Source organism: Beijerinckiaceae bacterium (genome assembly GCA_004564215.1).
Taxonomy (GTDB): Bacteria; Pseudomonadota; Alphaproteobacteria; order Rhizobiales; family Beijerinckiaceae; genus Methylocapsa.
On record CP024846.1, the window covers coordinates 540,324 to 559,276 of the forward strand.

An 18,953-nucleotide genomic window follows, 5' to 3' on the forward strand; every position below is an offset into this window, starting at 1 on the left:
CAAGGCTTCGGCCAGCATCAGCCGGAAAAGCTGACGCTGCCCCGTTTTGTCCCATCTGCAGTTGGATTGCGGACAGAAGATATCACATAGGCGTGATTTCCTTCGTTTTGGTAACAAAATAGCCTCTGCATCCGTATGTGCTGAGAGGACCGTCGAAAATGCGTGTCCAGGCCGGAGTTCTGCATCATGATGACGAGGCGTCTATTCTTGACGAACGCCGGAATCGGCGTCGCGGCCATGGTTGGCGCGCCATGGTACGCACCTGCATCTGCCGCCGACAGTTTTCAAGTGACCCATAGCGATGCCGAATGGCGTAAGCTTTTAACTCGAGAGCAGTATTCTGTGCTTCGGCAGAGCGCAACCGAGAGCGCCTACTCCAGCCTCCTCCTTCATGAGGCCCGGCGTGGCACTTTTGCCTGTGCGGGCTGCGACCTCGATTTGTTTTCTTCAACAACCAAGTTCGACAGCGGGACGGGCTGGCCGAGCTTTTGGGCTCCATTGGAGAAGGCAGTCGGCACGACCGAGGATCGCTCGTATGGCATGGTGCGGACGGCCGTCCATTGCAGCCGCTGCGGCGGCCACCTTGGCCATGTCTTTAACGACGGTCCCAAACCGACGGGCCTCCGCTACTGCATGAACGGCGTTGCCATGAGTTTCAAAGCTGCGTCCGCTTGATACCTGAAGGGCGCTGACTCATGACCCTTTTCCTCCTCGCCTATCTCGGCGGCGTTCTGACCATTGTCAGTCCTTGCATTCTGCCGGTGCTTCCCTTCGTGTTCGCGCGGACCGGTCAGCCTTTTGCGCGGAGCGGGCTGCCGATGCTCGCCGGCATGGCTCTGACGTTCGCCATCATAGCGAGCTTGGCGGCGGTTGCCGGGGGTTGGGCGGTCGAAGCCAATCGCTACGGCCGTGCCGTGGCGATGACACTTCTGGCCTTGTTCGGGATCACGCTGCTGTTCCCCGAACTGTCCGATCGTTTGACAAGGCCCCTCGTCGCCCTCGGCGCGCGCCTGTCCCGATCCGCGGAACAAACTGCGGGGGCCGGCAGATCGACGTTCCTGACGTCGCTTTTGCTCGGCGTTGCGACGGGCCTGCTCTGGGCGCCCTGTGCCGGGCCGGTCTTGGGCCTTATCCTGACCGGCGCGGCCCTTCAGGGAGCCAGCATCAAGACCTCCTTGCTGCTGCTTGCCTATGCGGCCGGCGCGGCCACGTCCCTGTCATTGGCGCTCCTGGTGGGAGGCAGGCTGTTTGCCGCCATGAAACAATCACTCAGGTTTGGCGAATGGGTCCGGCGAGCTCTTGGCGCCACGGTGCTTGCGGCCGTTGCGGCCATCGCCTTAGGGCTTGATACAGATTATCTCACGCGTGTTTCTCTGGCGAGCACCGGTTCGATCGAGCAGAGCTTGCTCGACAGGTTCCGCGGCTCGCCCGAAATCCAGCGCCTCCCGCAATCACCCATAGTCGCGGGGGCCGGCGCGATGACCGGCGACCCTCTCGTGATGAAGGGCGGCTCCTCGGCGCAGATTGAAGAGTTGCCCATCGAGGGTGCACTGCCGTCCTTGTTAGGCGCAAGCCTTTGGCTGAACTCGTCGCCGCTGACGAGCGATGAACTCAAGGGCAAAGTCGTCCTGGTCGATTTTTGGACCTATTCCTGCATCAACTGCTTGCGGGCGCTCCCCTATGTCCGGGCGTGGGCCGAGAAGTACAAGAACGAGGGATTGGTCGTCATCGGTGTGCACGCTCCCGAATTCGCGTTCGAGAAAGACATCGGCAATGTGCGCCGTGCCGTCTCCGACCTGAAGATCGATTATCCTGTCGCGATCGACAATGATTATGCGATCTGGCGTGCTTTCAGCAACCAATATTGGCCGGCCCATTATTTCATCGATGCAAAGGGGCATATCCGCCACCATCATTTCGGCGAAGGTGATTACGAGGGATCCGAGCAGGTGATCCGAAGCCTTCTGGCGGAAGCCGGCAAGCCCTTAAAAGCCGACCGGACCTCGGTGAACGCCACGGGGATCGAGGCAGCGCCCGACCTTAGCGACGTGCGGTCGCCGGAGACCTATATCGGTTATGACCGGGCGGAAAACTTTGCCTCTCCCGGAGGCATAGTCCCCGACGCGCCTTATGTTTACGCAAGGGCTGTTCCCCAGCTCAACGGCTGGGGCCTATCGGGAGATTGGACTGTCGGCGGCGAGCATGCCGCGTTGAACCGGAAAAGCGGCAGCATTTTCTACAAGTTCCACGCCCGCGACTTGCATCTGGTTCTCGGGCCGGCGCCCGATGGCAGGGCGGTAAGATTTCGCGTTACGATCGACGGCGCGGCCCCCGGCGCCAGCCACGGCATTGATATCGATACCGACGGGCATGGCGTCGTGACCAATCAGCGGCTCTATCAACTCGTCCGCCAAAGCGGTGCAATCACCGATCATTTGTTCGAGATCCAATTCCTCGATCCGGACGTGCAAGCCTATGCATTCACCTTCGGCTGAAATCGGAGTTGACCGATGACCAAGATTTTCAAAACCTCAAACATGGGACACTTGCAGGGCGCGCGGCTTGCCCTGCCCCTCATCGCATTTCTGATGCTTGTTGGCATCGGGCTCACGCTCTCTCCTGCGGTCGCCGAAGACGCGCATGTTATCCCCGGCCCCTTGGTCGATTCTCCTGTCGAGCAAGAAGCACCTACCGAAACCGCAGTCCTCGCCGGCGGCTGCTTCTGGGGCGTGCAAGGCGTCTTCCAGCATGTTCGTGGTGTCACGAACGCCGTTTCCGGCTATGCGGGGGGCGACCGAAAAACCGCACAATATGAGATCGTGAGCGAAGGCAAGTCGGGCCACGCAGAATCAGTGCGCGTCAGCTTCGATCCTCGCCAAATCAGCTATGGGCGTATCCTGCAAATCTATTTTTCGGTTGCCCATGATCCGACCGAACTCAATCGGCAGGGCCCGGACAGCGGCACCCAATATCGCTCAGCGATCTTTCCCGCGAGCCCAGAGCAGGCAAAGATCGCAGAAGCCTACATCGATCAACTCAACAAGGCCCATGTGTTTGGCAAGGCGATTGTCACAAAGGTCGAACCCGATCGGACTTTCTACGTGGCCGAAGGCTATCATCAGGATTTCCTGACCAAGAATCCAACCTATCCCTATATTGTCGTCAACGATTTGCCGAAGATAGATAGTCTCAAGCGCCACTTTCCCGATCTCTATCGCCCCGACCCGGTGCTCGTTTCAACGGCGCGCCCCACGAACTAGCCGCTGCCGCGACAAGCGAGGGTTTTTCAGTAGCAACGGCGGGACATTCGCTCAAGCTGCCATCGCCTTCAGCGCATCGAAGGTTTCGGCCATTTCGGCCAGGCTGACGTCGGTAATCAGGGCTGACGCAAAGACGTCGTCGCCGGTCATCCAAGCCCGCTCGCAGGTTTCATCGGAAAGGGCGATCGCAAGAGCTTGATTCAGCTCATAGCTTCCCCAAGCCAGGCCTGCGTCGCGCAGCGCCGACTGCATGGCATTCTGCACCAGGCTTCGGACGGTGAGGTGCAAGGCGGAGATCGGAACCTCGTATGCGCCGCCTTTCAAGGCGTCGCGACATGCGTCCTCATCGAAGGAGGCGTGGCCGCGGCAGGCTAAAGGGCGTACCGCATAAACCCCGCAATAATCGTCCTCGATGAGGGGGCAACCCACGCTCGAATCCATGCGCTGCTGTTGATCGAGCAATCTTGTCGCGCGATCTGCGGCCAGGATCCTTTGCTTAAGGCCGGATGATAATTTTTGCGGGAAAGCACGAATTTGACGCGCAAGGCTCAAAACTTCAGGCGCCGTGGCAACGACACGGATTGCGCAGCAGCTCGCGCATCCGCCGCGGCAGGCAACGGGCGCGTCCTTATTGGCTTCCAACGCAACGCCCTCCGCAAAGCTCTCGAAGGCTTGCCGGGAGAGGCTTTCAATTGGGTCTCGGCGATCACGGCTGGACACGAGCGAGACGGCGAAGGCACGACACATCGCCTTGAAAAATACGATAGGATTGGAAGCATCCGGGACCGACATTTGATGATCCGTTTCAGGTCAAAATATCCTGGTGCGGGCCAATGCCAAGAGCCTGCGCTACGGCCCGCTTAACTGGGATTCTGACTCAAAATCGCCTCGAAGTAACTACGTTGCATGCGGAACACGCCGCGGCCGCCGGCAAACACCTGGTAATGTCGAGGAGCCGCGTAGCAAAGATGGTAAAACCAGTCCTGCGCACTGAGTTTTTCAGGACATTTATCGATGGTGTTAACGAGACCGTTCGGACTGAAACGGACATGGATGAGCACTTCCTCGCATTTCCCTTCGGCGCGACGGCTTTCCACCAAGGATTTGGCGGCCATCAGCGAAACAATATTGCCCTCAGCCTCCCGAGGCTCCACCTCAACGTCCGAAGCCATTATCCAATCTCCACGTGAACCAAGACGGTTCCATTTATATAAATTATTTATATAACGAGTCAATTGGATTTGGGGGTGGCGCGTTAAACCAGAAAAGCCGCAAGGGTTGGCATTAATGGGCATTAATTCGGTGCAAACTGGCTGAAACAAACAAAAAATACGTGATTTCCGCATATTGCTTGCGGATCGCAGGCGGGCTACTCCCAACAGCCGCACTATTCGGACTGCGGGTAATGCTCTTCCGAATTAAGAAACCTCACTGGAGGCCAGAATCATGAAGATATCCGCCCGGAACGTCCTCGAAGGAACCGTCAAGGACGTCAAGAAAGGCGCGACCACCGCGCATGTTCTGATCGATGTGAAGGGTCTAACCATCACTTCCTCGATCACGAATGAAGCCGTTGAGGACCTTGGTTTGAAGACGGGCCAAAAGGTCAAGGCGATCATCAAGTCTTCCGATGTTATCATCGCCGTCGAGTGAGCGAACGGGGCCGCTTGGCTCAGCAAAGCTGAGCGGCCTCAGTCCAACTAGATTAATGGGGCTGTCGAGAGGGCCTTCCCTCCGCATCGGTGAAGGGAAACATCCCTGCCTGGAAACATTGAGCCATATGGCTCGCCTGGCTGATCGCTTGTTCGGCCTGGGGTTTCGGCAGCGTTCCCTGCGCGCTCTCAACGAACAAGTCCAGCCAGCGCTGGAAATGTTCGGGCTCGATCCGTAAGCTCGTGTGAACCGGATAAGGATGGCCCTGGTAGCGTTCGGTTCCCAGCAGCGAACGAGACCAAAAGTTCTTGATGATTTCCAGATGACCGGGCAGATCGGGGATCGCAGTAAAGACCGGTCCAAGCAGCGGGTCGGCGACGCCCTTTGCGTAAAAGCGTTCGACACAGTCGCTGATCGCCGTTTCGATCGCCGCTCTCTGCGTTTCGTCAGAGATTTCAGTCACTTCCCGTTGCATTTTCTTCTCCTCCGGCAGTTATAGTGACTTTATGCCGAGCCATGTTTCAGGGCCCGTTGAAATGAACGGTGCCGAACCTTCCGATGTCATAGCCGCCGAGATCTTTCGCGCGCTGCTTAAAGAGTTCGCCGGTGCAAAAGCCTATGAGTTTTTGAAACGGCGGATCGAAATAGGCCTTCCGCCAGACCAGAAGATCGAACCTCTCTACGATCAGCGCTGTGAATTCGAGCTGAAATTGCCGCGCACTCGCCTCGATACCAAGACCCACATCGGCTCTTCCCGCGGCAATGGCCATGGCAAGATCCGTCTCCGACCGCTCGATGGCTTCAACCGGGTTCAAGTCGCTTTTTTGCAAGCCTTCCCGTGCCAGCAATTGGGAAAGCACCAACTCGCTGCCAGCTTCCGGTTGGCGCGACTGAAAACGCAATCCGCGAGTACTGGCAAGGGAGTCGAGCGATCGCCCCTGCTCGGCCCGGAACATCAGCCCACGCGTGCGTTTCGCCCATTGGATCAGGACGACGGGTTTGTCACCGAATGATTTGCTGACCGCTGCGACGTTCCAAGCCTCTGTTCCGCGTTCAGGAATATGTAATCCAGCGGCGATGCAATCGCCTTTCGCGGCGCGCGCCAGTCCATCGAGGGCGCCATCCAGAAACGCCGCAATGCCGGAGCGCGATTCTCGCAACGCCCATTCCAGCAGCGGATCATGGCCGCCGGCAATGACAAGCGGCATGGTTGGGACCGGAGCCGCGTCACTTCGGCTGGTCTTGCTCGCTCCCCGATGCGAAACCAGCCATTCTTCGATTTCGGCTCGCGGAAACAGAAGCTTGCCGGTGACGCGGCGCACCGGCAGCGCCCCTTCGGCCGCCAATTCATAGACCTTTCGCTCTTTGACACGCAGCATCGCGGCCAATTCGCGGGTCGTCAGGAACTGCGTCATGGGCATTCTTTCCAATATTTTGAAAAAATAGCATAATTTCGCATAAAGGTAAGAGCCATATTAGCTAGAGACTCCGCCTATTTATGCGAAAATTTCGTGCATTGGCAAAATTTATGCATAGGGAGATCGGGACGAAGGAAGCCTAGGCGGCTTGGCCGTTCAACGAACACTCAGAGCCGATGATGCGTCATCTCATTGAAATTGAACTTCTCACGCCGCTCAGGATCGGCGACATCGATCTCAGTCGCGAGACCCGACGCATCACGCGCGCAGGACGAAACATTCACGTGAGCCCCATAGAATTCCGATTGCTCGAATGCCTGATGGAGACCCCCGGCGGAATTCTTTCGCGAACGCAACTCCTGGAGAAAGTCTGGGGATCCAGCAAAATCGACAACCGCACGGTGGACACGCACATCAGCCGGCTACGCAAGGTGCTTGTCCGCGACGACGAAGCAGACCCGATCAAAACAGTGCGCGGGCGTGGCTATCGCCTCATCGAAACTTTCACCAAGGATGGATTCAATCGCACGTGATACGGAATGAGTGGCACCCGGAGCGCCAAGACCCGGGGGCTGGATGTCCTGTTTAGGAACTGCCGTCAGACCGCGCGGATCGGACATCTAAATCCATGAGCGATCAAGCTTGCATTCTGATCTTCGGAATCGACGAGACGGCTTCGGCCGTGGCTCGCATGCTTCTGTTATCCGGCTATGCCGTCGCGATCCACCAACCCACACCGCCAACCCAGCTGCGCCGAAAAATGACATTTGTCGACGCGTGGTACGATGACGCGTCGATGCTCGACGGCGTCCAGGCACGTCGCGCCGATCTGAGCTCGGATTTTCTGATCGGACTCGGCAATCGCATGTTCATCCCCATTCTGACCCATCCTCTGGGCGAGGTCGTCGAACGCTGGCCCTGGGATGTGATTATTGACGCCCAAACGCCGGGCGAACGCCGTTTCGAGCGCATCAAGAGCCACGCGGAGCTGACCATTGCTTTGGGGCCGGGACCAATTGCAGGCCTCGACTGCGATTTGGTCATCGAGACCTTTGGTCCGGATGTCGGCGCCATTGTCCGGAGCGGGAGGGCTGGCTCCAATGCACCTACCGAGCGCGACAAAATACCGAATGACGCTCACTCTTCGATCGCGTCGGAAACCGGGATATTCACCACCGGCAAGATCATCGGCGAAACAGTGAGCGTGGAGGAGCCTTTGGGATTCATCGGTTCGACACCCGTGACCTCTCCCGTCGCTGGACGCATTCTTGGGCTTCAGCGCAATGGACGTGCCGTCGTCGCCGGCACCGCAGTCGCTGAAATCGCCACCAAGGCGAATACGCAAGTCAGCGGCAGCGGCAAGACCGATCAGCTGATCGCGCGGGGGGTCGTCTTTGCCATTGAAATGGAGTTGGCGGGCTGGACCCCGGTTTCTCTTGACCGCTTCCTTTAATGGCTTTGAGGGTCCATGCTGATCATTCTGTCTCGAAATCACCGGCCCGCCGTTGCGTGACACATTTGAGCAAGCTTCGGTCCGGCTTGAGATCGAGAAGCGGCGTGCCATCGAGACAGTCGAGCCCTCTCACGCTAAGAACCGAGCCCTGCCGCGCGACAAGCGTGACGATTGAGGTGCCGATTGGATTTGGCCGAACCGGCGATCGGATTGCGAAAGTTCCCCGTGTCATGCCGTCATCGCCTGGGCTCTGGCGCACAAGGTCGCGGCGGGACTCGTGCAGCCAATAGAGAACTTCAATGCGTTCGAATTCCTCGATGCCGTCAAGGGCTGCCGCCCATGGCTGGCTCACCTCGATTTGGCAGATCGGTCCATCAAAGCTTCCCTGGCGCGGGCACTCCGTCCGCGATTTCCAGGGGGTCGCGATCGTGCCGATGAAAACAAGCCCCGCGTCGACGTGCGCTGGCAGCTCGACCGCGACTTCATTGCGACGCATCGCAGCTCTCCAGGTTCGCGTGTATTACAACGGTCTTTGTTCATTTATTTTACAGCGAGTTTGTCTCGGCGTCATGCGGCTTAGCAGGCAACACTTAGGCAGGGAGGTGCATCATATTGCGGGGTTCGCTGTCCTGCGACGCAACGAGGCCCGCCTCGAGCGCGAGGCCGAGCGCGCCTTCCCTTTCTCTTCAAGACATGAGAGCTAAACTTTGCTCTTTCAGCATCGAAAATGAGCGCTTTGCCGAACGAATGCACTGGCAGGTCCTTCCCAACGCTTTTAAGGTTCAAAGCTGTCTTACTCCCGTTAGGAATGCCGCAGCCGTTCGGCTATGAAGGAGCGTTTCGCGGCGGCCTTGCCAACAACTGGCGCCGGGCCGGTGTTTTCTCTAACAATGAGCCCTCGATTGCGCCCTTCGATTGAGCCGCCAATCCGCCAAAGATAAGCTTCATGAGGCCTGAATGACACAAACGCTCGGTTTTCCTTCGACGAATGGCGCCTTCACGATTGAGCAGCCGCTCATCGACGATATTCGCCTTCTCGGCCAATTGCTCGGCGACACGATCCGGGAGCAGGATGGCGCCGAAGCATTCGAGCGCATTGAAAGCATTCGCCGCCTCAGCGTCGCCTTCGAACGGGCTGCCGATCCGGAAGTGGGCCGCAAGCTCGACGTGATCGTGCGAGGGCTGACGGCAGAACAAGCAATGTCAGTTATCCGGGCCTTCAGCTATTTCTCGCATCTCGCCAACATTGCCGAGGACCGGCATCATATTCGTCGCCGCGCGGCACAGGAAATTCAATCCCCGAAAGCGTCCAACACCGGGAGCCTTGCCTCCACCTTCGAGCGTCTTGCCGCCGCCGGGATATCGCCGGAGACGATCGGCGCCGCGCTCGGCCGGAGTTTGGTCTCGCCCGTCCTGACCGCGCATCCCACCGAAGTGCAGCGCAAAAGCCTGCGCGATGCGGAGCGCTCGATCGCGAAGCTCCTTGTCGCGCAAGAAGGTTTGCAAAGCGAGCGCGAGAAAAGGCAGAACGAGACTCTGTTGCGGGCAAGAATTGCACAGATCTGGCAGACCAGGCTGCTGCGTTATTCACGCTTGAGCGTCTTCGACGAGATCGAAAACGCGCTCAGCTTCTATCAAACGACCTTCCTTGAAGAAATACCCCGCCTCTATGCCGAGCTCGAAGAGAGGCTCGGTGGCGCGGCTGTGGCACCGTTTTTCCGCATGGGGTCCTGGATCGGCGGCGATCGTGACGGCAATCCCAACGTCAACGCGCAAACGCTGTCGCTTGCGCTCAAGCGGCAATGCGAAACGGCGCTTCAGCATTATCTGCAGGAAATTCGTGAACTCAGTAGCGAACTTTCGATCTCGAGCCTGCTCGTCGGCTGCACACCCGAATTGCAGGCGTTGGCGGATCGATCCGGCGATGAGAACCCGCATCGCGAAGACGAGCCTTATCGGCGCGCGCTCATCGGCGTCCACGCGCGTCTATCGGCCAGCCTCCTGAAGCTGACCGGCGCCAAGACGGTGACATATACACCCTTGCCGGTCGAACCCTATCGCGACGCGGACGAGCTGCAGGCCGATCTCGGCATCATCGAAACATCGCTGGCAGCAAACCACGGCGGCGCCTTGATCCCTGCACGGCTCAAGCCCTTGCGCCGCGCTGTCGACGTGTTCGGCTTTCACCTCGCGACGGTCGATCTCCGCCAAAGCTCCGACCGGCACCAGGAGACACTTGCCGAACTTCTCTCCATCGCCCGGGTGGCTGCCGACTATGCCAACCTCGACGAATTGGACAAGCAAGCGCTGCTTCTCGATCTTCTCCGGGATCCGCGCCCGCTGCGCGTCCCCGGTGTCCAATATTCTGCCCACACCGAGGAAGAACTCGAAATCTTCGAGACGGCGAGAGAACTTCGCAAATCATTCGGCGAGCAAGCGATCCGTCACTACATCGTCAGCCACACGGAAACGGTGAGCGATCTGCTTGAGGTCTTTGTACTGCTGAAAGAATGCGGCATGGTGCCAGGCGCGCTCGGAGACGCCGATGCGAGGGCCGAATTGCTGATCGTTCCGCTCTTCGAGACGATCGAGGATTTGCGCAATGCCGAAGCCATCATGCAGGCGCTTTACGCGTTGCCGGGTGTCGCCGACCTCATCCGCGCGTCGGGCGCCCAACAGGAAATCATGCTGGGCTATTCGGACAGCAACAAGGACGGCGGATTCTTCACCAGCAATTGGGAGCTCTATCGCGCTTCGACAGCGCTCGCGAAGTTCTTCAAGGAGCACGAAGGCGTCACGCTACGTCTTTTCCATGGCCGCGGCGGAACGGTCGGGCGTGGCGGTGGGCCAAGCTATCAGGCAATCCTCGCGCAGCCCCCAGAAACGGTCAACGGGCAGATCAGACTGACCGAACAAGGCGAGGTCATTGCATCCAAATATTCCAACCCCGATATCGGACGCGATAACCTCGAAGCTCTTGTTGCCGCCTCGCTCGAAGCGACTCTTCTTGCACCGAAAATTCCCGCCCCGGAGGAGTTTCTCCAAGCGGCGGCTCGGCTTTCGCAAGAGAGCATGGCGGCCTATCGCGCCCTCGTGTATGAGCGGCCAGGCTTCGTCGACTTTTTCTTCGCTGCCACGCCAATCGCGGAAATCGCCGAGCTGAACATTGGCTCGCGTCCGGCGTCCCGGCGTTCGACCCGGCGGATCGAGGACCTCCGCGCGATCCCCTGGAGCTTTTCATGGGGTCAGGCGCGCATCGCTTTGCCCGGCTGGTTCGGCTTCGGATCGGCGGTAGAAAATTTCATCGCGGAGGCGCCCGCGGAACGAATGGCCCTGCTGAAACGCATGAACGACCAATGGCCGTTTTTTCGAACGCTTCTGTCGAATATGGACATGGTGCTTGCCAAGGCCGACATGCTGCTGGCGAAGCGTTACGCGGATCTCGTTCCCGACCATGACCTCGCCCAAAGCATCTTTAGGGCGCTGGAACAGGAATGGAGCCGCACGATCGAAGTGCTCAACGGCATCACCGGCACAAAGGAGCGCCTCGCCGATAACCCCACGCTGGCGCGGTCGATCAAACACCGGTTCCCTTATATTGCGCCGCTCAATCATCTCCAGGTCGAGCTTATTCGCCGCTGGCGAAGCGGCAAGCACGACGACAAAACGCTGCGCGGCATTCTGATTTCGATCAACGGCGTCGCTGCGGGCCTGCGCAACACAGGGTGATCGTCCGGAAGGATCGGTTAATGGTCGGAGTGGCGGAATTCGAACCCGCAAAGCAGTTCGCTACCATCGGCAGGTATGGTGCGATGACGCCCGAGCAGGCGCGCAACGAGGCTCGGACTAAATCACTTTCCAAGGATTGATGATCCTTGTATACGGAACGGGAAAAAAGCAGAACGCGACCGGAGGGAACATGGCGAGCGAAAGCAAGTGCCCTGTAACGGGCGGGACACGCGTACACACGAACCAGGACTGGTGGCCGAACCAGCTGAACCTTCAGGTTCTCCACCAACACTCCACCCTGTCCAATCCGATGGGCGAGGCGTTCGACTACGCCAAGGAATTCGAGAGCCTCGACCTGAATGCCGTGATCAAGGATCTTCATGCCCTGATGACGGACTCGCAGGATTGGTGGCCGGCCGACTTTGGCCACTATGGGGGGCTGTTCATCCGGATGGCGTGGCACAGCGCTGGCACGTACCGCATCGCTGACGGCCGCGGCGGGGCCGGAGATGGCCAGCAACGCTTTGCGCCCCTCAACAGTTGGCCGGACAACGTGAGCCTCGACAAGGCGCGCCGCCTACTGTGGCCGATCAAGCAGAAATACGGCCGGAAAATCTCCTGGGCCGACCTTATGATTCTCGCGGGCAATGTCGCCCTCGAATCGATGGGCTTCAAGACGTTCGGTTTCGGCGGCGGGCGCGTGGATACCTGGGAGCCGGACGATTCGATCTACTGGGGTCCTGAAGGCGAGTGGCTGGCGGACGAGCGTTACACCGGCGACCGTGACCTTCAGAATCCTCTCGGCGCCGTGCAAATGGGTTTGATCTACGTGAATCCGGAAGGGCCGAACGGCAAGCCGGATCCGGTCGCTGCGGCCAAGGATATTCGCGAGACATTCAGGCGAATGGCGATGGACGACGAGGAGACAGTCGCGCTCATTGCGGGCGGTCACACCTTCGGCAAGACCCACGGCGCTGGCGATGCGAAGCAATATGTCGGCCCGGCACCCGAAGGCGCAAACATCGAGGAGCAGGGGTTCGGCTGGAAGAACACATTTGGCACGGGCAAGGGCGGTGACGCGATCACCAGTGGCCTCGAAGTCATCTGGACCACGACGCCGACCAAGTGGAGTAGCAACTTCTTCTGGAACCTGTTCGGCTACGAATGGGAACTGACCAAGAGCCCGGCCGGCGCGTATCAGTGGAAGCCTAAGGATGGCGCAGGCGCCGATACGGTGCCGGACCCGTTCGACAAGTCGAAGCGTCGCGCGCCCTCCATGCTCACCACGGATCTCGCCTTGCGGTTCGACCCGGCTTACGAAAAGATCTCAAGGCGCTTCTTCGAGAATCCGGATCAGTTCGCCGACGCGTTCGCCCGGGCGTGGTTCAAGCTGACGCACCGCGACATGGGGCCGATCGTGCGCTATCTCGGCCCGCTTGTCCCTGCGGAGACCCTGCTGTGGCAGGACCCCATTCCCGCAGTGGATCATCCGCTGATCGGGGAGCAGGACATCGCCGCTCTGAAGGCAAAAATCCTTGCGTCTGGCCTGTCCGTTTCCGAGCTCGTCTCGACGGCCTGGGCCTCGGCGTCGACGTTCCGTGGCGGTGACAAGCGCGGCGGAGCAAACGGCGCGCGCATTCGCCTCGCGCCGCAAAAGGACTGGGACGTCAACCAGCCGCCCCAGCTGGCGAAGGTGCTGCAAACGCTCGAGGCGATCCAGAAGGAGTTCAACGCTTTACAGTCTGGCGGGAAAAAGGTCTCACTTGCCGACCTGATCGTTCTCGGCGGCTGCGCGGCGATCGAGAAGGCGGCGAAAGACGCCGGGCAGGACGTGGAGGTTCCATTCACGCCGGGTCGTATGGACGCGTCGCAGGATGAGACCGACGTCGAATCCTTCGAGCCGCTCGAGCCGACTTTCGACGGGTTCCGCAATTATCTCCGCGGCAAGCAGCGCCTGTCGGCCGAGGAGCTCCTGGTCGACCGGGGGCAATTACTAACGCTGACCGCGCCTGAGATGACGGTTCTCGTCGGCGGCCTGCGGGTTCTGGGCGCGAATGCGGGGAACTCAACGCACGGCGTCTTCACCAAGCAGCCGGGGACGCTGACGAACGACTTCTTCGTCAACCTGCTCGATATGGGCACGCAATGGCAGCCCTCCGCTGGCTCTGAAGGGGTGTACGAAGGGCGCGACCGGAAGACGAACGAGGTCAAGTGGACCGGCACGCGCGTCGACCTGATCTTCGGTTCACACTCGCAACTGCGCGCCCTCGCGGAAGTCTATGCGTGCGCGGACTCGAAGGAGAAGTTTGTGAAAGACTTCGTGGCGGCGTGGACCAAGGTGATGGACCTCGATCGCTTCGACCTCGCCTGATCTCTGCGGAAAGGTTTGCGAGGGCTACTAGAGCGCAGCCGCGACCGAGCATCGGAGTGATCGAGACCAGATCGAGGCTACGTAAGCCTGACGTGGGCTCTACGATTTTTCCTGGGTTTGCAAATTAAATTGCGGCGGCGAAATCGCCTTTGGCGGCGGCGAGGAGGTCAGTTGAGACCTGTCCGGTTAGGGTCAAACTGAGACGAATGACTACGACAGCGGTACGTCGGCTCTTCATCCAACTTCAGAAGAAATTGCGCACTATGGGCACCCTAGAGCGCTTCCCGATCAGATGGAATCATCTGATCGAAAAGGAATCGCTCAAGTTCAACGAGTTGGAGCATGTTCCGATCGAAAAAGTCGGTCAACTTTTTCGGAACATGCTCTAGCCTTGCGCCAGGAGCCGTCATTCAGTGGGCAGAGGCTGGAGCGGTACAAGCAGGTTAATCTATCAATGCATGTAGCCTGCGGGGGCGAAAAGCGGTCTGCCGATCGAATCCGGGAAGATCTCGTCGAGGAAAAAATGCAGCTGCGCGATCGCGCCGACATGCCTGCCGCTGGCCACCATGGTCGACATCGCCCAGGATGCGATGCGGCTCATCCATTCGAATTTCCGGATCGCGGTGAGTGTTAATACCGTAATTCTGGCCGGGGCAGCTTTCGGCCGTCTTCTTCCGCTCACGGCCGCCATGCTGCACAACGGCACGACAATTACCGTGCTGCTTCGTGCACTCTTTGGGGGGCGATCACCGAATTGAGTTCATCGCCCTGGCGATCCCAGTATGACTGTCATGTCTGGACGGCGCCCTTTTGGGACGGTTGCTTGGGTATCCACACGTTCTGACGCTGGGGGCGCTGGTTCACCACAAGCATGTCCTTGGTCTTAATTGCTGCGTCTGCCTCCGCCAATTGGTCGAAGGCACCAGCGGACAATCAGACCTCGGCTCCCCCCAGAGGGCGCCGCCTTGGTCAGCAACGGGTCAGTATCGTCGGTTCTGGCATTTCCGTTCCATGTCCGGTCATTGGGTTTGGCAGTTTGCGGTTGGTGATGTTGCGGGAGATGCGATTCAAGCTCCCAAACCGAAGCCATGTGGTCACCAGCGTGCTATTTGAGTTAAATGGCGGAAAGCGTTCTTCCAAATTTACATGTAATATCAAGTCGTTGAGTGGTCGGAGTGGCGGGATTCGAACCCACGACCCCTAGTCCCCCAGACTAGTGCGCTAACCGGGCTGCGCTACACTCCGACGACCGTCCTTATAGAGAATGCCGTTCGCATACGCAACGCGTCGGGCGACGCAGGGACCGGCCAAATTTTGATCAGCGCCGCGCGTCCCGCTCGAAAGGCATCCAAGAGCCTGGACGAACTGGATTACGCTTTTAACGGCGCCGGGCAGCTTCGAGGATCGTCTGGCACTCGGCGAGTTCTGCCAAGGCGGCACGCAGCCGGACAATATCTTCCGACGACAAGGCGACAGGCCAAACAAAATCCGGGCCTGTCTTGTCCCGCGTCTCGTCGCGCTTGGCGGCAGACTGAGGGGATGCCTCGGAGACGTCCCGAGCTTGCCAGTCGCCTTCCCCAAGCGGAGGCATATTCGGCATCGTGTCAGAAACATAGTCCGAACCGCCGTCGCCGCCCATGGCGTTCGCAGCGGTAACCGCACCATGCCCTTTCAAGACACGTTGGACGCCCTTGATCGTGTAACCTTCGCCGTAAAGGAGTTGTTTGACGGCCCGCAAAATCTCGATATCCCGGGGGCGATAATAGCGGCGCCCCCCCGCGCGCTTAAGCGGCTTGATTTGAGGGAACCGGGTCTCCCAGAACCGCAGGACATGCTGCGGCAGTTCGAGTTCCTCGGCTACTTCGCTGATCGTTCGAAATGCATCGGCGCTCTTGGTCATTCGTCTCAAGCTCCACGCCGGTGAGACCGCATTTTTGAGCGCTCAGAAACGTCAGATATCCTCCTCATCGGGGACGACCTGGCCATTGATCCGAGCCTTGAGGACACTCGAGGGCTTGAACACCAAAACGCGGCGCTGGGTTATCGGAACTTCAACCCCGGTCTTGGGATTGCGCCCAATGCGTTCGGACTTATCCCGCACAACAAACCGGCCGAATGAAGACAATTTAACGGCTTCGCCGCCAATCAAGGCATCGGCCAACTCGTCCAACACGGACTGCACCAAAGTCGCCGATTCCTTTCGCGACAAGCCTACGCAGCGGTACACCGCCTCGGCGAGATCAACACGCGTGATCGTCTGCGGCGTTGTGCGCGGCGGGGGTTCAACCGCATGTTGTGCGGCCGATAGTCCAAGCTCTGCAGAAGCGTGCATAGGTTCGGAGTTTCTCATCCTTCAATCCCGTCGATCTTTTCCAGTTGTGCGGTATAGGACGGATCAGGCAACGGCGTAACGCCGCCGAGACAAAAAAAAGAAAACAATTAAAAACACGCACAGGCAGGCAACGTTAAATGGACAGCGCTCGATCATTCAAATATCGAACCTAAATCGTTTGGCTAAAATGATTCAAGTCAAGATCGACTTTAATCTCCGGGGCTCGGCTCCCGGATTCACCACGCGCATTTTCACGTTCTTGGCGCCAAACGAACGAGCCTGAAACTGTGGAACAAAATCTCGATCAAATCAACCCTCGAACCCAGCGCCTTGCCGGCGAGGTCACCAGCGGATGAGCGCCGATGCCCAGGTAAAACCACCGCCCATGGCTTCGATCATGACAAGGTCTCCGGGTTTGATCCGGCCGTCGTCCCTAGCAACCGCAAGAGCAAGAGGAATTGAGGCGGCCGAGGTATTGCCGTGCATATCCACCGTGACAACGACTTTTTCGGCTGCGATCCCGAGTTTCTGCGCGGATGCATCGATAATCCGGCGATTGGCTTGATGCGGCACAAACCAGTCAAGGTCGGCCGCACTCGTTCCGGTTGCTTCGAACGCCTGAGTGACCACATCCGTGACCATGCCTACCGCGTGCCGAAAAACCTCCCTGCCGGCCATCCGCAAATGCCCCGTGGTCTGCGTGGTGGAAGGCCCCCCGTCAACATAGAGTTTTTCCCGGTGGCGCCCATCCGAACGGAGATGCGACGTGAGGACCCCACGATCTTGCGCGGTTCCTTCTCCCATCCGCGCTTCGAGCACAATTGCCGCGGCCCCATCGCCAAACAGCACGCAGGTGGTGCGATCAGTCCAGTCGAGGAGGCGCGAGAAGGTCTCCGCGCCAATGACCAGGGCTCGCCGGTGCGAGCCGGACGTTAAAAATTTATCGGCTGTCGTCACGGCAAAGACGAAGCCTGAACATACGGCCTGGAGATCGAAGGCCGCACCTTGCGTCATGCCAAGTGCGGCCTGGATCTGCGTTGCAACCGCAGGAAACGTGAAATCGGGCGTCGACGTCGCGACGATTATCAGATCGAGGTCTGAGCCTTGCAGACCGGCATCTGCGAGGGCGGCCTGGGCTGCGTAAAGGCCGAGCCGAGAGGTTGGCTCGTCTTCCGCGGCGACATGGCGCTGCCGGATGCCGGTTCGCTGCACGATCCATTCGTCGGTCGTGTCAAGCGACTTTTCGAGGTCGTGGTTGCTCAGGATACGCTTGGGAAGGTAGGAGCCGAGCCCGACAACAACGGAACGAAGCTTGCCTGACGCTGCGTGGGTCACGGAATTTTCCATCGGAAAAGGAGAGCCGGTCATGGATTGGACGGCGCGGGCTCCGGCGCACCCGCGACCTCGAACTTCGGACGTGTTGATCCATTGTCCAGGGCCACTGGAAGCGAATCTCGAATTTTGCGCAATAAATCATTGCGCGCCATGGCATAACCGATTTCCATCGCGCGCGCACTTCCCAAGGCGTCAGAACCGCCATGACTTTTGATGACGACTCCGTTCAACCCTAGAAACACTCCGCCATTCACATTGCGCGGGTCCATCTTGGCCTTCAATGCCGCGAACGCATGCCTTGCAAAGAAATAGCCGAGCTTCGACCACAGATCGCGGCTGAGTTCCTCGCGCAGATATTGCGCCATTTGAACCGCCGTGCCTTCCGCTGTCTTTAAAGCGATATTGCCGGTAAAGCCGTCGGTCACCACGACATCGACCGTCCCCTTGCCGATATCGTCGCCCTCGACGAACCCCCGGTACTCAAGATTGGGTAAAACAGTCTCCCGAAGCAGACGGGAGGCCTTTTTGACTTCCTCAATGCCTTTAACTTCCTCGACTCCAATATTCAGCAACCCCACCGAAGGGCGTTCGAGGGAAAGGACGATTCTCGCCATGGCGGAGCCCATGATGGCGAGATCAACTAGCTGATGCGCATCGGCGCCGATGGACGCACCGAGATCAAGCACAATCGACTGCCCGCGTGTGGTCGGCCAGGTGGCCGCAATGGCCGGCCGATCGATTTGCGGCATCATGTGCAGGCAGGTCTTGGCCATCGCCATCAAGGCGCCCGTATTGCCAGCCGATAGGGCAACGTCCGCCTCGTCTTTTTTGACCGCTTCGATGGCAAGCCACATCGAGGATACGCGCCTGCCCGCCCGCAAGGCCTGGCTCGGCTTGTCATCCATGCGAACGGCCACATCCGTGTGACGCACTTTTGAAACTTTCAAGAGCTGCGGCGCGGCTTCCAGAAGCGGCTGAATCCGGGCCGAATCGCCGAAAAAGATGAATTCCATGTCGGGCCGCTGCCGCAGTGCAAGCGCGGCCCCCGGCACGATCACGTCGGGCCCGTGGTCGCCCCCCATGGCGTCGAGCGCGATTCGGACTGGCTTGAGCATGGATTACGCAACTCCGGGTCGGCGCTGTAGGTTCTTGGCGGCGACCAAATCGCCATGGACGAATGAATTACACGAAAGTTTCTTGGCAAGCTGCGGAACGCGCCGGAAAAACGCCGGGCACCCGCCAGCGGAATGATCAATCAATCGGTCGGCCTCGGTCATTTGGCTGCACTGAACTGGACACGTGCCCTCCCCAGAATGGTTGTTACTTTTCGGCCATAGCGCGTTCGCCGCGTTTTCTTTGTCTGGCCTGGACGGTAACACTGGAAAAATCTCTTTTGTTCAAG

The 18,953-nt window shown here is 59.1% G+C and carries 18 protein-coding genes, 1 tRNA gene and 1 pseudogene; 10 read left to right on the forward strand and 10 right to left on the reverse strand.

What is annotated here, in order from left to right:
- Positions 1–186: 186 nt before the first annotated feature.
- The 3 genes from msrB to msrA are packed head-to-tail and all read left to right on the forward strand — an operon-like array spanning position 187 to position 3,260.
- The gene (msrB, locus tag CU048_02560) at positions 187–675 is read left to right on the forward strand and encodes a peptide-methionine (R)-S-oxide reductase (GenBank protein QBR70343.1); all 489 of its coding nucleotides are present in this window, start codon (positions 187–189) and stop codon (positions 673–675) included.
- 20 nt (positions 676–695) lie between these two features.
- Positions 696–2,495: a cytochrome C biogenesis protein gene (locus tag CU048_02565; GenBank protein QBR70344.1), complete on the forward strand. Its 1,800-nt coding sequence runs from the start codon at positions 696–698 to the stop codon at positions 2,493–2,495.
- 42 nt (positions 2,496–2,537) lie between these two features.
- Positions 2,538–3,260 carry a peptide-methionine (S)-S-oxide reductase gene (gene msrA, locus CU048_02570; protein QBR72603.1) on the forward strand — a complete coding sequence of 241 codons (723 nt, stop codon included), beginning with the start codon at positions 2,538–2,540 and terminating at the stop codon, positions 3,258–3,260.
- 51 nt (positions 3,261–3,311) lie between these two features.
- On the opposite strand, the gene CU048_02575 is transcribed toward msrA, so the two are convergent.
- Together CU048_02575 and CU048_02580 are read right to left on the reverse strand one after the other, a co-directional pair.
- Positions 3,312–4,052, reverse strand: a complete 741-nt coding sequence (locus CU048_02575) for a YkgJ family cysteine cluster protein (GenBank protein ID QBR70345.1) — start codon at positions 4,050–4,052, stop codon at positions 3,312–3,314.
- 68 nt (positions 4,053–4,120) lie between these two features.
- Positions 4,121–4,375 carry a hypothetical protein gene (locus tag CU048_02580; GenBank protein ID QBR72604.1) on the reverse strand — a complete coding sequence of 85 codons (255 nt, stop codon included), beginning with the start codon at positions 4,373–4,375 and terminating at the stop codon, positions 4,121–4,123.
- Positions 4,376–4,706: 331 nt separating this feature from the next.
- Between CU048_02580 and CU048_02585 the strand changes: the two genes are divergently transcribed.
- Positions 4,707–4,913 (forward strand): transporter, encoded by a 207-nt coding sequence (locus CU048_02585; GenBank protein QBR70346.1) that lies wholly within the window; start codon positions 4,707–4,709, stop codon positions 4,911–4,913.
- A gap of 52 nt (positions 4,914–4,965) precedes the next feature.
- On the opposite strand, the gene CU048_02590 is transcribed toward CU048_02585, so the two are convergent.
- Positions 4,966–5,388 carry a globin family protein gene (locus CU048_02590; GenBank protein QBR70347.1) on the reverse strand — a complete coding sequence of 141 codons (423 nt, stop codon included), beginning with the start codon at positions 5,386–5,388 and terminating at the stop codon, positions 4,966–4,968.
- 46 nt (positions 5,389–5,434) lie between these two features.
- On the reverse strand, positions 5,435–6,328 hold the full coding sequence (locus CU048_02595; GenBank protein ID QBR72605.1) for a DNA-binding protein: 894 nt from the start codon (positions 6,326–6,328) through the stop codon (positions 5,435–5,437).
- Between the two features lie 179 nt (positions 6,329–6,507).
- On the opposite strand from CU048_02595, the gene CU048_02600 reads away from it, so the two are divergent.
- Both CU048_02600 and CU048_02605 read left to right on the forward strand, forming a co-directional pair.
- Positions 6,508–6,864, forward strand: a complete 357-nt coding sequence (locus CU048_02600; GenBank protein ID QBR70348.1) for a hypothetical protein — start codon at positions 6,508–6,510, stop codon at positions 6,862–6,864.
- A 95-nt stretch (positions 6,865–6,959) separates the two neighbouring features.
- Positions 6,960–7,784, forward strand: coding sequence for a hypothetical protein (locus CU048_02605; GenBank protein QBR70349.1), 825 nt, complete (start codon positions 6,960–6,962; stop codon positions 7,782–7,784).
- A gap of 22 nt (positions 7,785–7,806) precedes the next feature.
- Here CU048_02605 and tsaA read toward each other — a convergent pair whose 3' ends face one another.
- Positions 7,807–8,280 carry a tRNA (N6-threonylcarbamoyladenosine(37)-N6)-methyltransferase TrmO gene (tsaA, locus tag CU048_02610; protein ID QBR70350.1) on the reverse strand — a complete coding sequence of 158 codons (474 nt, stop codon included), beginning with the start codon at positions 8,278–8,280 and terminating at the stop codon, positions 7,807–7,809.
- A 461-nt stretch (positions 8,281–8,741) separates the two neighbouring features.
- Here tsaA and CU048_02615 point away from each other — a divergent pair, with 461 nt between their 5' ends.
- The 4 genes and pseudogenes from CU048_02615 (at position 8,742) to CU048_02630 (ending at position 14,633) form a co-directional block, all read left to right on the forward strand.
- On the forward strand, positions 8,742–11,513 hold the full coding sequence (locus CU048_02615; GenBank protein ID QBR70351.1) for a phosphoenolpyruvate carboxylase: 2,772 nt from the start codon (positions 8,742–8,744) through the stop codon (positions 11,511–11,513).
- 190 nt (positions 11,514–11,703) lie between these two features.
- Positions 11,704–13,884: a catalase/peroxidase HPI gene (katG, locus tag CU048_02620; GenBank protein ID QBR72606.1), complete on the forward strand. Its 2,181-nt coding sequence runs from the start codon at positions 11,704–11,706 to the stop codon at positions 13,882–13,884.
- Between the two features lie 206 nt (positions 13,885–14,090).
- Positions 14,091–14,273: a hypothetical protein gene (locus CU048_02625; GenBank protein ID QBR70352.1), complete on the forward strand. Its 183-nt coding sequence runs from the start codon at positions 14,091–14,093 to the stop codon at positions 14,271–14,273.
- A 168-nt stretch (positions 14,274–14,441) separates the two neighbouring features.
- Positions 14,442–14,633 (forward strand): annotated as a pseudogene (locus tag CU048_02630) (hypothetical protein).
- Positions 14,634–15,051: 418 nt separating this feature from the next.
- Here CU048_02630 and CU048_02635 read toward each other — a convergent pair.
- The 5 genes from CU048_02635 to CU048_02655 form a co-directional block, all read right to left on the reverse strand.
- Positions 15,052–15,129 (reverse strand) — tRNA-Pro (locus CU048_02635).
- 133 nt (positions 15,130–15,262) lie between these two features.
- A complete protein-coding gene (locus CU048_02640; protein QBR70353.1) occupies positions 15,263–15,784 on the reverse strand; it encodes a MerR family transcriptional regulator in 522 nt (173 codons plus the stop codon).
- Between the two features lie 51 nt (positions 15,785–15,835).
- Positions 15,836–16,216, reverse strand: a complete 381-nt coding sequence (locus tag CU048_02645) for an integration host factor subunit alpha (protein QBR70354.1) — start codon at positions 16,214–16,216, stop codon at positions 15,836–15,838.
- A gap of 342 nt (positions 16,217–16,558) precedes the next feature.
- Positions 16,559–17,563, reverse strand: coding sequence for a 3-oxoacyl-ACP synthase (locus CU048_02650; protein ID QBR70355.1), 1,005 nt, complete (start codon positions 17,561–17,563; stop codon positions 16,559–16,561).
- 17 nt (positions 17,564–17,580) lie between these two features.
- Positions 17,581–18,666, reverse strand: a complete 1,086-nt coding sequence (locus CU048_02655) for a phosphate acyltransferase (GenBank protein ID QBR70356.1) — start codon at positions 18,664–18,666, stop codon at positions 17,581–17,583.
- Between the last annotated feature and the right edge of the window lie 287 nt (positions 18,667–18,953).